This window comes from Verrucosispora sp. WMMA2044 (assembly GCF_027497155.1).
Lineage (GTDB): Bacteria > Actinomycetota > Actinomycetes > Mycobacteriales > Micromonosporaceae > Micromonospora > Micromonospora palythoicola.
The window spans coordinates 272,894-286,954 of sequence record NZ_CP114913.1 but is presented as its reverse complement, the minus strand read 5'-3'; the positions used below and the strand labels follow the sequence as shown (position 1 = coordinate 286,954).

General features: G+C 70.9%; 11 protein-coding genes and 1 pseudogene. 9 read left to right on the top strand and 3 right to left on the bottom strand.

Annotated features, from left to right (window positions below; translation table 11 throughout):
• Positions 1–498: 498 nt before the first annotated feature.
• The 6 genes from O3597_RS01360 (at position 499) to O3597_RS01335 (ending at position 8,731) form a co-directional block, all read left to right on the top strand.
• Positions 499–2,103, top strand: a complete 1,605-nt coding sequence (locus O3597_RS01360) for an ABC transporter substrate-binding protein (protein WP_281603051.1) — start codon at positions 499–501, stop codon at positions 2,101–2,103.
• An 81-nt stretch (positions 2,104–2,184) separates the two neighbouring features.
• On the top strand, positions 2,185–3,123 hold the full coding sequence (locus tag O3597_RS01355; protein ID WP_281603050.1) for an ABC transporter permease: 939 nt from the start codon (positions 2,185–2,187) through the stop codon (positions 3,121–3,123).
• Positions 3,124–3,138: 15 nt separating this feature from the next.
• Positions 3,139–4,095 carry an ABC transporter permease gene (locus O3597_RS01350; protein ID WP_164447799.1) on the top strand — a complete coding sequence of 319 codons (957 nt, stop codon included), beginning with the start codon at positions 3,139–3,141 and terminating at the stop codon, positions 4,093–4,095.
• Between the two features lie 123 nt (positions 4,096–4,218).
• Complete coding sequence (locus tag O3597_RS01345; protein ID WP_281603049.1) at positions 4,219–5,256, top strand: ABC transporter ATP-binding protein; 1,038 nt, start codon at positions 4,219–4,221, stop codon at positions 5,254–5,256.
• On the top strand, positions 5,240–6,268 hold the full coding sequence (locus O3597_RS01340) for a dipeptide ABC transporter ATP-binding protein (protein WP_281603048.1): 1,029 nt from the start codon (positions 5,240–5,242) through the stop codon (positions 6,266–6,268). The genes O3597_RS01345 and O3597_RS01340 overlap by 17 nt, the downstream gene beginning before the upstream one ends.
• Before the next feature lie 165 nt (positions 6,269–6,433).
• Positions 6,434–8,731, top strand: coding sequence for an EAL domain-containing protein (locus tag O3597_RS01335; protein ID WP_281603047.1), 2,298 nt, complete (start codon positions 6,434–6,436; stop codon positions 8,729–8,731).
• An 88-nt stretch (positions 8,732–8,819) separates the two neighbouring features.
• Here O3597_RS01335 and purH read toward each other — a convergent pair whose 3' ends face one another.
• Both purH and purN read right to left on the bottom strand, forming a co-directional pair.
• Positions 8,820–10,391: a bifunctional phosphoribosylaminoimidazolecarboxamide formyltransferase/IMP cyclohydrolase gene (gene purH / locus O3597_RS01330; RefSeq protein WP_281604441.1), complete on the bottom strand. Its 1,572-nt coding sequence runs from the start codon at positions 10,389–10,391 to the stop codon at positions 8,820–8,822.
• 9 nt (positions 10,392–10,400) lie between these two features.
• A pseudogene (gene purN, locus O3597_RS01325) lies at positions 10,401–11,006 on the bottom strand (phosphoribosylglycinamide formyltransferase); the annotation flags it as partial.
• Between the two features lie 154 nt (positions 11,007–11,160).
• Between purN and O3597_RS01320 the strand changes: the two are divergent.
• Complete coding sequence (locus O3597_RS01320; protein ID WP_164447804.1) at positions 11,161–11,460, top strand: CD225/dispanin family protein; 300 nt, start codon at positions 11,161–11,163, stop codon at positions 11,458–11,460.
• A 7-nt stretch (positions 11,461–11,467) separates the two neighbouring features.
• Positions 11,468–12,187: a DUF4190 domain-containing protein gene (locus O3597_RS01315; RefSeq protein WP_281603046.1), complete on the top strand. Its 720-nt coding sequence runs from the start codon at positions 11,468–11,470 to the stop codon at positions 12,185–12,187.
• Positions 12,188–12,317: 130 nt separating this feature from the next.
• Here O3597_RS01315 and O3597_RS01310 read toward each other — a convergent pair whose 3' ends face one another.
• A complete protein-coding gene (locus tag O3597_RS01310) occupies positions 12,318–13,610 on the bottom strand; it encodes a DUF6350 family protein (RefSeq protein ID WP_281603045.1) in 1,293 nt (430 codons plus the stop codon).
• 179 nt (positions 13,611–13,789) lie between these two features.
• On the opposite strand from O3597_RS01310, the gene O3597_RS01305 reads away from it, so the two are divergent.
• Complete coding sequence (locus O3597_RS01305) at positions 13,790–14,050, top strand: DUF4190 domain-containing protein (protein WP_164447807.1); 261 nt, start codon at positions 13,790–13,792, stop codon at positions 14,048–14,050.
• Positions 14,051–14,061 lie beyond the last annotated feature (11 nt).

The window sequence follows — 14,061 nt, the reverse complement described above, 5'->3', positions numbered from 1 at the left end:
ACCGGCTCCCCCGACCTCGGCGACCCGACCGGTCGGCCACGGTCGGCCACCCGGCGAGCGGCTCGGTGGCCCGGTGCGGTGCCGGGGGGGGTGGCGCGCCAGCCGGCCTCTGCCAGCCCGACCGACGAGATCACCAATTACTTTTAGTCACGTGGCGTTAATCACTTAGCGTGACGACTTGTGTGACACCGCACAGCGATTTCGGACTGCAGGGCATGAAGGCCCGCAATCTGGCGATCATGCCGAGTGGGGGCCGAGCCTCCCAACCGACCTCCGATGTTGCCGAGCTGAGCCACATCACCGCACCTCGCAGCGGAAAAGTACCGGTTGGCGTAGCACGGGAGCACGAGACCGACAAGACCGGGGGTGGCGTTCTGTTACCCCTTTGCAACCGCTGCGTTGCCGAGTCGCGGCATACGACCTACCGTTGCCGGTCGTTGCGCAGCGTCACCCAATGCCGGGCCCGACTGCGCAGCGTAATGGAGATGAGGAGGCTAGATGCGTGTTCGTAGGCTTGCCGCCTGGACCGCCCTCCCGCTCGCGGTGACCCTGGGCCTGGTGGCCTGCGGCTCGGGCGGCGACGGCGGATCCGGCGAGAGCGACCCCAACGCGGCCGTGCGGATCGAGATCGCTGAGCCGCAGCACCTGGTGCCGACCAACACCAACGAGACGAGCGGCTCCCAGGTGCTCGCCGCCCTGTTCAGCCCGCTCGTCGACTACGACGAGGCCCACAAGCCGTACGAGGTGGCTGCCGAGTCGATCACGTCCGAGGACAACACCACCTGGACGATCAAGCTCAAGGACGGCTACACCTTCCACAACGGCGAGCAGGTGACCGCCGACAACTACGTCGACGCCTGGAACTACGGCGCGTACGCGCCGAACGGGCAGAACTCCAGCTACTTCTTCGAGAAGATCGCCGGCTACGACGACCTGCAGGGTGAGAACCCGAAGGCCGAGACGCTCAGCGGGCTGAAGCAGGTCGACGACCTGACCTTCACCGTCACGCTCGCGCAGCCGTACAGCGAGTTCAAGTCGATGCTCGGCTACACCGCCTTCTACCCGCTGCCGGAGGCCGCGTTCAGCGCTCCCGGCGAGCTGGCCGAGGGCTTCGAGCAGGCGCCGATCGGTCAGGGTCCGTTCAAGATGAAGGGCACCTGGCAGCACGACGCCAAGGTCGAGGTCGAGCGGTACGACGCCTTCCCCGGCGAGCAGCCGAAGGTTGCCGGCGTCGAGTTCCGGATCTACCAGCAGCTCACCGCGGCGTACGCGGACGTGCTGTCGGACAACCTCGACGTGATCAAGACCATCCCGACGGAGAACCTCTCCACCGCCGGCACCGACCTGGGTGACCGCTTCCTGCAGAGCCCGGCGTCCTCGCTGCACTTCCTGGCGTTCCCCACCTTCCAGGATGAGTTCAGCAACCCGGACGTGCGCAAGGCCATCTCGATGGCGATCGACCGCGAGGAGATCACCCGGTCGATCTTCAAGGACTCGCAGCAGCCGGCCCGCGCGTTCGTCTCCCCGGCCGTCGCCGGCTACCGGGAGAACACCGTCGGCGCCGCGGGCGAGTTCGACCCGGCCAAGGCCAAGTCGCTCTACCAGGCCGCCGGCGGACCGTCGAAGATCACCCTGTCCTACAACGGCGACGGCGGCCACAAGGACTGGATCGACGCCACCTGCAACCAGCTCAAGGCCAACCTGGGCGTGGACTGCGTCGGCAGCGCCGAGCCCAAGTTCGCCGACCTGCTGACCAAGGTCAAGGCCAAGCAGCCGGTGGGCCTGTTCCGGATGGGGTGGATCATGGACTACCCGTCCATGGAGAACTACCTGGGCCCGCTGTACAGCACCAACGGTTCGTCGAACTACTACGGCTACAGCAACCCGGACTTCGACCGGCTGCTCGCCGAGGGCGCCAGCGCCCCCAGCGAGGAGGAGGCGATCAAGAAGTACCAGGAGGCCGAGGACCTGCTCGCCGAGGACCTGCCGGTCGTACCGCTGCGGTTCGGCCAGAACAACTTCGGTCACTCGACAAAGGTCAAGAACGTCGAGATGGATCTCTTCGACCGGGTCAACCTGACCAAGATCGAAGCCATCAAGTAACACCCACGCCGGCGGGTCGGGTCATCGCGAGGTGACCCGACCCGCCACGCGGTTCGCCCCTTTTCAGAGAGACTGCCAAGTATGTTCCGCTTCATCGTGCGGCGTCTGCTCCAGATGGTCCTGGCCTTCTTCGGGACCACGCTGATCGTCTACGCGCTGATGTTCGCCGGTCAGGGCGACCCGATCCAGGCGCTCGCCGGCGAGCGCCCGGTCACCGCCGCACAGCGGGCGTACCTCACGGAGAAGTACCACCTGGACGCCACCGGGGTCGGCGGCTTCTTCTACCGGTACTTCGACTACATCTCCAACCTGCTCCGCGGCGACCTGGGCGAGTCGCTCACCGGACGGTCGATCGGCGACATCCTCGCCGCCGCCTGGCCCGTCACCATCAGGCTGGCCCTGATCGCCCTCGCGGTCGCGGTCATCTTCGGCGTCACCGCGGGCGTCCTCGCCGGCATCCGACGGGCCAGCATCTTCGACAACGCCACCCTGCTGCTGACCCTGCTGGTGCTCGGCATACCGACCATCGTGCTCGCCCCGCTGGCGCAGTACTTCCTGGGCGTCAAGTGGCAGGTCTTCCCGCCCACCGCCGGCGCCGACCCCGACTTCTACGCGCTGCTGCTGCCGGGCATCGTGCTCGGCTCGCTCTCCCTGGCCACCGCGCTGCGGCTGACCCGCACCTCGGTTGCCGAGAACCTGCGCGCCGACTACGTACGCACCGCCCGGTCGAAGGGCCTGCCGAACCGGCGGGTGGTGAGCGTGCACGTGTTGCGCAACTCGCTCATCCCGGTGATCACCTTCCTCGGCGTCGAGGTCGGCAACCTGATGAGCGGCGCGATCATCACCGAGGGCGTGTTCAACATCCCCGGCGTCGGCTTCAATCTCTTCCGCGGCATCCGCACCGAGGACGGCCCGCTGGTGGTCGGCATCGTCAGCGTGCTCGTCGTGGTCTACCTGATCTCCAACCTGGTGGTCGACATCCTGTACGCCGTCCTGGACCCGAGGATCCGCTATGAGTGAGACAAGGGTGGACCTGTGAGCGACTTCGAGACGGTGGCGGCGTCGGAGAACCAGGCCGCGCGGCGCGGGCCCTCCGGGGAGCCGGGCACGCCGAACCAGGTGGGGCGCCCCCGCAAGCCGCGCAGCCTGGCCGGCGACGCCTGGCGCGACCTGCGCCGCAAGCCGATCTTCTGGATCAGCCTGCTCCTGGTGCTGCTGGTGACCGCGATGGCCGCCGTGCCCGGCCTGTTCACCAGCAACGACCCCGCCGACTGCGTGCTGTCCCGACAGCACGCGGCACCCTCCGGCGGAGCCATCTTCGGGTACGACTTCCAGGGCTGCGACACGTACGCCCGGGCGGTCCACGGCGCCCGGGCGTCGCTGCTGGTCGGTGCCCTCAGCGCGCTGTTCACCGGCCTGATCGCGCTGGTCGTGGGGATGCTCGCCGGATACTTCGGCGGCTGGGTCGACGCGGTGCTCTCCCGGGTGATCGACATCGTGCTCGGCATCCCGCTGCTGCTGGCCGCGATCGTCCTGCTCAAGCGCATCGGCAGCGACAGCGCCACGGTACGCGTCGCCGCGGTCATCTTCGTGCTGGCGGTGCTCGGCTGGACCACCGCCGCCCGGGTGGTCCGTTCCTCGGTGATCACCGCCCGGGAGCAGGACTACGTGGCCGCGGCCCGGATGCTGGGGGCCGGCAACGGGCGGATCATGTGGCGGCACATCCTGCCGAACGCGCTCGCCCCGGCCATCGTCGTGCTGACCATCGCGCTCGGCTCGTTCATCGCCGCCGAGGCGACGCTGTCCTTCCTCGGCATCGGGCTGCGGGAGCCCACCATCTCCTGGGGCATCGAGATCAACAACGGTCGGGTGCACATGCGGGAGTCGGCGACCCCGCTGGTGGTCCCGTCGACCTTCCTGGCGCTGACCGTCCTGGCCTTCATCATGCTCGGCGACGCGATCCGCGACGCCTTCGACCCGAAGCTCCGGTGAGGCGGTCATGCGAGCGCGAGGAGTGAGCGCAGCGAGCCCCGCAGTCGCGAGCGAAAGGCAGGCACCGCGAGCGCGAGGAGTGAGCGCAGCGAGCCCCGCAGTCGCGAGCGAAAGGCAGGCACCGTGAGTCAGCACGCCGTCCGGCCGACGCCGGCCTCGCCCACTCCGCCCGGCGGGCACCTGCTGGAGGTGCGTGACCTGCACGTCGAGTTCCGCACCGGCGAGGGTGTGGCCAAGGTGATCAACGGGGTCAGTTACCACCTGGACCCGGGCGAGACGCTCGCCGTGCTGGGCGAGTCCGGCTCCGGCAAGTCCGTCACCGCCCAGGCCATCATGGGCATCCTGGACACCCCACCGGCGCACATCAGCTCGGGCGAGATCCGCTACTCCGGCCGCGACCTGCTGGGTCTGCCGGAGGAGCAGCGCCGGCAGATCCGGGGCAAGGAGATCGCGATGATCTTCCAGGACGCGCTCTCCGCCCTGAATCCGGTCTTCCCGGTCGGCTGGCAGATCGGCGAGACGCTGCGCCAGCGACTCGGGATGTCCCGCGCGGACGCCCGCCGCCGCTCGGTGGAGCTGATGGACCTGGTGCAGATCCCGGCGGCGGCTCGGCGGCTCGGTGACTACCCGCACCAGTTCTCCGGTGGTATGCGGCAGCGGGTGATGATCGCGATGGCGCTGGCGATGGAGCCGAGGGTGCTGATCGCCGACGAGCCCACCACCGCGCTGGACGTCACCGTGCAGGCCCAGATCATGGACCTCCTCGCCGACCTGCGGCGGAACCTGGACATGGCGATGATCCTGATCACCCACGATCTCGGCGTGGTCGCCGACGTCGCGGACCGGATCGCGGTCATGTACGCGGGCCGGATCGTCGAGCACGCCGACGTCCGGTCGCTGTACCGGGCGCCCGCCCACCCGTACACCAAGGGGTTGCTGAACTCGATCCCGCGCCTGGACCAGCGGGGCGGGAAGCTGTCCACGATCCGTGGCCTGCCGCCCAACCTGATGCGCATCCCCAGCGGTTGCCCCTTCCACCCCCGGTGCCCGTACGTGCAGCAGGTCTGTGTGGACGTGGTGCCGCACGACCTGGTCCTCGGCGACGGCCGGACCAGCGCGTGCCACTTCGCCCAGGAGGTACGTGATGACCGCGCCGGCTAGCCCCAACACGGTTCGCGGCGAGACCCTCCTCGACGTCGACCACGTGGTCAAACACTTCCCGATCACGCAGGGCGTGGTGTTCAAGAAGAAGACCGGTGCGGTCAAGGCCGTCGACGGGGTGAGCTTCCAGCTGCGCCGGGGCGAGACGTTGGGCATCGTCGGCGAGTCGGGTTGCGGCAAGTCCACTCTGGCCCGGCTGCTGATGCGGTTGGAGAAGCCGACCGCCGGCCGCGCCACCCTGGCCGGTCGGGACCTGTTCGCCGCCTCCGGCGGTGAGCTGCGCCGGATCCGACGCAACATGCAGATGGTCATGCAGGATCCGTACACCTCGCTGAACCCCCGGATGACGGTCGGCGACATCATCGGCGAGCCGTTCGAGATCCATCCGGAGGCGGCCCCGAAGGGCAGCCGCCAGCGGCGGGTCCAGGAACTGCTCGACGTCGTCGGGTTGAACCCGGAACACATCAACCGGTATCCGCACCAGTTCTCCGGCGGTCAACGCCAGCGCATCGGCATCGCCCGCGCGTTGGCGCTGCGGCCCGAGGTGATCGTCTGCGACGAGCCGGTCTCCGCGCTGGACGTCTCCATCCAGGCCCAGGTGATCAACCTGCTGGAGGAGCTTCAGGACGAGCTGGGCCTGTCCTACATCTTCATCGCGCACGACCTGTCGGTGGTGCGACACATCTCCGACCGGATCGCGGTGATGTACCTGGGCCGGATCGTGGAGATCGGCACCGAGGACGAGATCTACGATCGGGCCACCCACCCGTACACCCAGGCGCTGCTCTCCGCGGCACCGGTGCCGGACCCGGACGCCCGGGAACATCGCAGCATCATCCGGCTGCATGGCGACGTGCCGAGCCCGGCGGACCCGCCGAGCGGCTGCCACTTCCGTACCCGGTGCTGGAAGGCCCAGGACATCTGCGCCATCCAGGACCCGCAGGCGGTGCCGCGGGCCGCCGACCCGCACCCCTCGGCCTGCCATTTCGCCGAACTCCGGCCGGGACGGTGAGCGCGAACCTCCCTCCTCAGTGGATACTGCGGCATCGAAGAGGCACCCGATGACGGATGGCGAGCCTCTGCTCACTCATTAGGGTCTACAGCCGTGACGCAGGTGGCGCTACGACCGACGACGGGCCCCACGGTCGGGGTCGCCGCGACGAACAGTCGGACCACCATGCGATTTGTGCAGGCCACCGTGGCGGTCGTCGCCCTCGGCACCGCCTGGTGCGTCGCGAACTTCACCGTCGGTGCCGGCACCGAGGCGCTGGCGTACCTGTTCGTTCCGGTCGGCGGGGTCTTCGCCGCCGGGTCCGTCGTACACCTGCTCCGCCACGCCGACCTCGACCCGGTCACCCGACGCTTCTGGCGTGCGCTCCTCGTCGCGGCGGTCACCATCACCATCGGGTACGGCTGGCTGGCGCTGGACATGCTGACGCATGCCGCCGAGGCCCGTACCCGAAGCATGCCGTTGCCGGCGGCGGCGTGCGTGGCGATCGGATTCGTCGTCGCCATCTGGGCGGTGGCCCGGGTGCCGATCGCCGAGACCGGCGGTGTCGAGCGATGGCGTCTCCTGCTCGACCGCACGATCGCGTTCCTCGGCTGCGCGGCCCTGCTCTGCTACATCGGGCTGGCCCCGATGCTTACCGCTGCCGAGCCGTGGAGCCGGCAGGCGATGGCGCTGGTCGGGCTCGCCTTCCTGGTCGCGGTCGGCGCCGCGACGAAGGTGTCCTTCGTGGCCGGCGGTCCGGTCGACCGGGTCGCCCTGCGGTTCGTCGCGGCCAGCGGCGGCGTCACCGCCGGGATCGTCGCGGTGCTCTCGGTCCGGTACGGGTATGTCGCCGGCATCCCCGCCCAGGCGGTCGTGATGCCGCTGACGCCGGTCTTCTTCACGCTCGGGGTCCGGGCGCAGTGGCGGGCCCAGCTCGGTGTCCGCCGCGATCCGACCCGCAACGGCGTGCTGCTGCCGTACCTGGCGGTGGTGGCGGTCGACGTGCCGCTGCTCGCCGTCGCGTTCGGCGCTCCGCTGACCTGGCCGGTCCGGGTGGTCCTGATCGCCGCCGTGGTGGTGACCGCGCTGGTCAGCGTCCGGCAGTTCATCGCCTATCGGGAGAACGCCCGACTGCTGCGCAACACCCGGCTGCAGGAGGAGCGCCTGCAGTACGAGGTCAGCCACGACGGCCTCACCGGGCTGGCCAACCGGGCGCTGTTCCGGGACCGGCTCGCGTCCGCACTCACCGCCACGACACCCGCGTCGGTGCTCCTGGTCGACCTGGACGACTTCAAGACCGTCAACGACCTGCTCGGGCACGGCGTCGGTGACCGGCTGCTCGTGTCGGTCGCCGAGCTCTTGCGTGCCGAGGTCGGCGACGACGGCCTGCCGGTACGGGTCGCCGGTGACGAGTTCGCCGTCCTGCTCACCGGACCGCACGCCGACCCCGAGAAGTTGGCCGGCCGGCTGCTGGCCGCGCTCGACCAGCCGATCAGCCAACACCGCCTGCTGGTGCAGGCCAGCATCGGCATCGCCGACACCGGGCCCGGTGCCACCGTCGACTCGGTGCTGCGGGACGCCGACGTCGCCATGTACACGGCCAAACAGCGGGGGAAGGCGAGCTTCGTACGGTACGTGGACGGCATGGGTGAGCCGGTACTGGCGCACATGCAGCTCGGCGGCGAACTGCGGCGGGCCCTTGACCACAACGAACTGCGGGTCGTCTACCAGCCGATCCTGCGGCTGGACGACGGGTGGCTGGTCGGGGTGGAGGCGTTGGTCCGCTGGCACCACCCGACGCGCGGGACCGTCGGGCCGGCCGAGTTCATCCCAGCCGCCGAGCGGACCGGTCTGATCGTGCCGCTGGGCCGGTTCGTGCTGCGCGAGACGTGCCGCCAGGCGGCGGCGTGGTCACGGGAGTTCGGGCCGGACGCACTCCGGGAGGCGGGCCTGAACGTCTCCGCCCGGCAACTGCACGATCCCGACTTCGTCTCCGACGTGACCGCCGCGCTCGCCGACAGCGGGCTGCCCTGCGAACGGCTGGTCCTTGAGGTGACCGAGTCGGCGGTGCTGCGCGGTCAACAGGTCTCCCGGACCCTCGTCGAACTCGACCGGATGGGCATCCGCCTCTCCCTCGACGACTTCGGCACCGGCGAATCGTCGCTGAGTCTGCTGCGCGCCTTCCCCGCCGCGATCGTGAAGCTCGACAAGTCCTTCGTCGACGGTATCGAGATCGACGACGGCCAGGCAGGGGCAGCCGCCGCCCGGCAGGCGGTGGCCCGGGCGGTGATCCAACTCGCCCACGCCCTCGGCCTGGAGACCGTCGCCGAGGGGGTGGAGAGCGCCGAGCAGGTCGCGGTGCTCCGTGCCCTCGGCTACACCCGTGGCCAGGGCTACCACCTGGCCCGACCGATGACCGCCGAAGGCATCTCCGGCCTACTGGCCGGTCAGCGGACCGTGGCAACCGTCCAACCGACGACCTGACTGCGGTTACCGGTTCGGTCCAGATCTTGGACAGTCTCCGTCAACGGCTAACAGTCAACGGCTAACGGAAACTGTCCAAGATCTCGCACTAGTGGGCGAAGTGGCGGGTGGCGGTGAGGTACATGGTGACGTCGGCCTGCTTGCAGGCCGCGATCACCTCTTCGTCGCGGATCGAGCCGCCGGGCTGGACGATCGCCCGGACGCCCGCGTCGATGAGGATCTGCGGACCGTCGGCGAACGGGAAGAACGCGTCCGAGGCGGCCACCGCGCCGCGCGCCCGCTCGGCGCCGGCCCGGCTGACCGCGAGGCGAGCCGAGTCCACCCGGTTGACCTGCCCCATGCCGACCCCGACCGTGGCGCCGTCGTGGGCCAGCAGGATCGCGTTGCTCTTCACCGCGCGTACCGCCCGCCAGGCGAAGGCCAGGTCGGCCAGGGTGGCGTCGTCGGCTGGCTCGCCGGTGGCCAGCCGCCAGGTGCTCGGGTCGTCGCCCTCGGCGTCGATCGCGTCCGGTAGCTGCACGAGCAGGCCACCGCTGACCTGCCGCCACTCGGTCGGACGCGGCTGGAAGGCGGGCGCACGCAGCAGCCGGATGTTCTTCTTGGCCCGCAGCGTCTCCACCGCACCGGGTTCGTAGTCGGGCGCCACAACGACCTCGGTGAAGATCTCGGCGATCTGCCCGGCCAGCTCGACCGAGACCGGGCGGTTGACGGCGATCACCCCACCGAAGGCGGAGACCGGGTCACAGGCGTGCGCCTTGCGGTGCGCCTGCGCCACGTCCGCGCCGACGGCGATCCCGCACGGGTTGGCGTGCTTGACGACGGCCACGGCGGGCTGATCGGCGAAGTCGTTCGCGGCCCGCCAGGCGGCGTCCGCGTCGACGTAGTTGTTGTAGGACATCTCCTTGCCGTGCAACTGCTCGGCCTGAGCCAGCCCGACCGGGCCGGACGGGTCGGCGTAGAGAGCGGCGCTCTGGTGCGGGTTCTCGCCGTAGCGCAGCACCGACTGCCGGCGCAACGCCAGACCGGCGAACTCCGGCATGCCGTCGGCGGCCGGGGCCACCGACGAGGCGAACCACTCGGCGACCGCCACGTCGTACTCGGCGATGTCGGCGAACGCGCGGGCGGCCAACGCCCGGCGCTGCGCCAGGGTGAAGCCACCGCCGTCGAGCGCGGCCAGCAGCATCGGGTACGCACCGGGGTCGGTCACCACGGCCACCGAGGCGTGGTTCTTCGCGGCCGCACGCACCATCGCCGGGCCACCGATGTCGATCTGCTCGACGCACTCGTCCTGGCCGGCGCCGGAGGCGACGGTGTCCTGGAACGGGTACAGGTTGGACACCAGCAGGTCGATCCCGGCGATGCCGTGCTCGTCGAGCTGGGCGGTGTGTGCGTCCTTGCGCAGGTCGGCGAGGAGCCCGCCGTGAATCGCCGGGTGCAGGGTCTTCACCCGCCCGTCGAGGATCTCCGGGAAGCCGGTCACCTGCTCCACCGGCGTCACCGGCACTCCGGCGGCCGCGATCGTCGACGCGGTGCTGCCGGTGGAGACGATCTCCACACCCGCCGCGTGCAGCGCCTTGGCCAGATCGGCCAGGCCCGTCTTGTCGTAGACGCTGACGAGTGCCCGCCGGATCGGGCGACGCCCGTCCTGGATGGAGTTCACGCCGACCATGACCTTTCTTCCGGTTATCGTCCAACCGTTGCGGACCAGCCGGCCCACCTGCTCCACGAGCTGGCTCCGCTCCGCTTCCTTGATGCGTTCGGTGAGCGTGTCGACGTCGTCGTCGTCGCGTACCGGCACCGCCACCTGCGCGACGATCGGGCCGGTGTCCATCCCGGCGTCGACGAAGAAGAGGGTCGCCCCGGTCACCTTGACCCCGTAGGCGAGCGCGTCGCGCGGGCCGTGGATGCCGGGGAACGCCGGCAACAGGGTGTTGTGCGTGTTCAGGTAACGGTCGCCGAAGGCGGCGAGGAAACGCGGACCGACAAGCTTCAGGAACCCGGCCGAGATGACCAGGTCGGGTCGGTGCTCGGCGACCCGGTCGGTGAGCGCGACGTCCCACCGATCGCGGTCCGGGTGGTCCTTCAACCGCTCGACGAAGGTCGGCACCCCCGCGGCGGCGGCCCGGTCCAGGCCCGCGATCCCGTCGCGGTCCGCCCCGACCGCGACCACCCGCGCCCCGTACGCCGGGTCTGCGGTCGCGTCCAGCAGGGCCTGGAGATTGCTGCCGGAGCCGGAGACAAGGACGACGATACGGGCGGGCTGGTTCACCGGCACACCCTATCCGGCCGCTGGCCGGTGCCCATCCGCTGGGCAGCGCGGCGCGCGTGACCACCGAACTGGCCGAAAGCAGGTACGCTGCCGGTCGCTTGGGACCGGCGCATGTCCGGTCCCACACCCGTCAGCGAACAACCGTGAGGAGCACGTCGTCATGCAGCCCGAATACCAGTCACAGCCACCGCAGTCGGTCGACAACAACATGACAATGTCGATCGTCGCGATCTTCCTGTTCTGGCCGCTGGCCATTCCGGCGATCATCAACGCTTCGAAGGTCAACCCGCTGGTTCAGCAGGGTGACTACGCCGGCGCGCAGGCTGCGGCGGCCGAGTCGAAGAAGTGGTCCAAGTGGGCCCTGATCGTCGGTATCGCCTGGATCGCGATCGTCCTGGTGTGCTGCCTGGGCGGCGGCCTGCTGGGCTCGATGAGCGGCAGCAACGCCAGCGGTTTCTGAGCACCGGATGCAGCCCGGTCAACCCGGTCAGGACCCGTACGGCCAGCAGCCGCCGTACGGGGACCCGACCACGCCCCCGCCGGCGAACCCGTACGCGCCACCCCCGGCGAACCCGTACGCGCCACCGCCGGCGAACCCGTACGCCCAGCCGGCCGACCCGTACGGTCAGCAACCCCCGGCCGACCCGTACGGTCAGCAGCCCCCGGCCGATCCGTACGGTCAGCAACCGGAGGCCCAGCCGCCGGCCTCCCCCGGGCCCTACGGTCCGTACGCGCCGCCGGCCGGTCCCCCGCCGGCCGCCGGGCAGCCCCCGGCGTACGGCCAACCGGCGTACGGGCAACCGGGCTACGGGCAACCGGCGTACGGGCAACCGGGTTACGGGCAGCCCTACGCCGACCCGTACGGCCCGCAGCCCTACGGCGGCACGCCGATGTACCCGAACGCGGGTTTCACCGGCGCGCAGGGGCAGCAGAACACCCTCGGCCTGGTCGCGATGATCCTCGGCATCGCCTCGATTCCGTTGAGCTGCTGCTACCTCGGCATCCCGCTCGGGTTGGCCGCGCTCGTGACCGGCTGGCTCGGTAAGCAGAAGGCCGACCAGGGCCTGGCCGGCAGCTCCGGTCAGGCACTCGCCGGCCTGATCTGTGGCGCGGTCGGGCTGCTGCTGGGTCTGCTGCAGATCGTGGTGGTCGCACTGAATGTCGGCGGGTCGGCGCTGTATCCCTGATCAGCAGCCTGCCCGCAGCCAGGGGCGTCCCGGTGCGTCCGGGACGCCCCTGGCGCGTCAGCGGGCCAGTTCGACCGCCCCACCTCGTGCGGAATCCGCACACCGCCGCCCCTCCGGGCGGCGGAGAGGGTCAGGTCGCGGGTCGGGTGAGCCAGCGGGTGGCGGCGGCACCGAGCAGTGCGCCGGCACCGGTGACCAGCAGTGCCGCGAGCGCCACCTGCCAACCGACCGGCCCGACCTGCGCCAGCCGGCCGCCGCCCAGCGGCCCACCGGACGCCTTCGCCGCCGCGCCCAGCAGCAGGCCGGCCACCGGTCCGGCGAGCGCCGCCGGCACGAGCAGCCGCCGCCAGGACAGCGATCTCCGTTCGGCGTTGGCCAGGCGCAGTAGGCGGCGCGCGAGCAGCCAACCGGTGGCCATTCCCACGAGGACGGGCAGCGCGAGGACGGTGACCGCGCCGAGCCCGGCCACCGGCCCGCTGGGCAGGCCGGCGAACAACGGCAGTGCCGGTAGCGCGCCGACCGACACCTCGCTGGTGCGTACCGCCGTGTCGGTGCCGACCGCGAAGCCGGGGCCGAGGAGGTAACTGGCCGACCACACGCTGACGTTCGGCGCGTACGCGAGGCTGACCAGGGTGATGCCGGCCTGACCGGCGACACCGGTTTGGTAGGCGCCGATCAGGTCGGCCGCGTCGCCACCACCGGTCGCCACGGCCAGCCCGGCCACGGCAGCGCCCGCGCCGAGCAGCACCAGGGCGGCGACCAGGCCGGCACGTACGCCCTCGCGCAGCGGCATCGGCGTCTGCTCGGCGAAGACCTCCGCCACGCCGGTCGTCCGGGCCGCACCGAAACCGGCGGCGAGGGTGCCGACGGTCGCGAGCGTCAGCCCGGCGCGCACCGGCGACACGCTGGGCCCACCGGCTCCGACGAGCATGGCGGCGAGCGCTCCCAGCAGTCCGTACGCGACGCCGACGGCAGCGGCGGCGGCGAGCGTACGGCCCGGCGACCGGCCGCCGCGGGCACCGATCGCGCGGCTGGCGTGCACCCCGGCCCGGACCAGCCGCCAGACCGCCAACACCGTCACCGCGAGCGGCGCCAGGCCGAGCGGGCCGGTGGCCATGACCAGGGGCACCCCGTGCCCGAGGAGCCAACCCGCCGCTCCCGCCCGTGCGGCGTCGAGCAGGCTGCCGGCGTCCTCGCTGAGTTGGAACAGCCACAGCGCCAGCGCCACGGGCAACCAGGTGGTCACGGCCGCCCCGATGGCGGCGACAAGTGCGGCGACCGGGAGCGGTGCGTGACTGCGCCCGGAAGGTGCCGTCCGCGCGGCCGGCACCCGGCGCGGCGGGCCGGCGCGGCCGGGTGGCCGGCCACCGGCGCCACGGGCGTCGGTGGCCCGGCGAGGCTGGTCAGGGGTGACAAAGGACATCGGCTCTACTCTGGCATGCCGGGCCGGCCCCGGCTGCCCGACACCGCCCGTCGTGTCGGGCAGCCGGCGCGCCGAACACCCGAGTTCGGCTGATCCGGCGTGGGCGGGCACCGTCTCATCTAGCCTCGGCACAGGGGCCGTGACCGACGTCGCGGCAGCATGTGACCGGAAGGGGAGTCGTGAACGCTCCGTATCCACCGCCCCCGCCGCCACCCGTCGGCCGGGACCGTACGACCCTCTGGGGCGTAATCGGCATCGTGACCGGTGTGCTCTGCTGCGGCATCCTCGGCATCGTCTTCGGCTGGTTGTCGATCCGCGACGCACGCCGGTACCGCCAGTCGCCGGTGCTCGGCTACGTGGCCATCGGGCTGGGCGTGCTGAACATCGTCGTCAGCCTGATCCTGCAGGCCACCGGGAACTACCCGTACTGGAACCGCTGAGGGGCCGACCT

Bases quoted from the DNA above. Each gene is read 5' to 3' on its own strand.
- O3597_RS01315 (WP_281603046.1), top strand. From the start codon at position 11,468: ATGCAGCCCGGTCAACCCGGTCAGGACCCGTACGGCCAGCAGCCGCCG.
- O3597_RS01335 (WP_281603047.1), top strand. From the start codon at position 6,434: ATGCGATTTGTGCAGGCCACCGTGGCGGTCGTCGCCCTCGGCACCGCC.
- O3597_RS01320 (WP_164447804.1), top strand. From the start codon at position 11,161: ATGCAGCCCGAATACCAGTCACAGCCACCGCAGTCGGTCGACAACAAC.
- O3597_RS01360 (WP_281603051.1), top strand. From the start codon at position 499: ATGCGTGTTCGTAGGCTTGCCGCCTGGACCGCCCTCCCGCTCGCGGTG.
- O3597_RS01355 (WP_281603050.1), top strand. From the start codon at position 2,185: ATGTTCCGCTTCATCGTGCGGCGTCTGCTCCAGATGGTCCTGGCCTTC.
- O3597_RS01310 (WP_281603045.1), bottom strand. From the start codon at position 13,610: ATGTCCTTTGTCACCCCTGACCAGCCTCGCCGGGCCACCGACGCCCGT.
- O3597_RS01340 (WP_281603048.1), top strand. From the start codon at position 5,240: ATGACCGCGCCGGCTAGCCCCAACACGGTTCGCGGCGAGACCCTCCTC.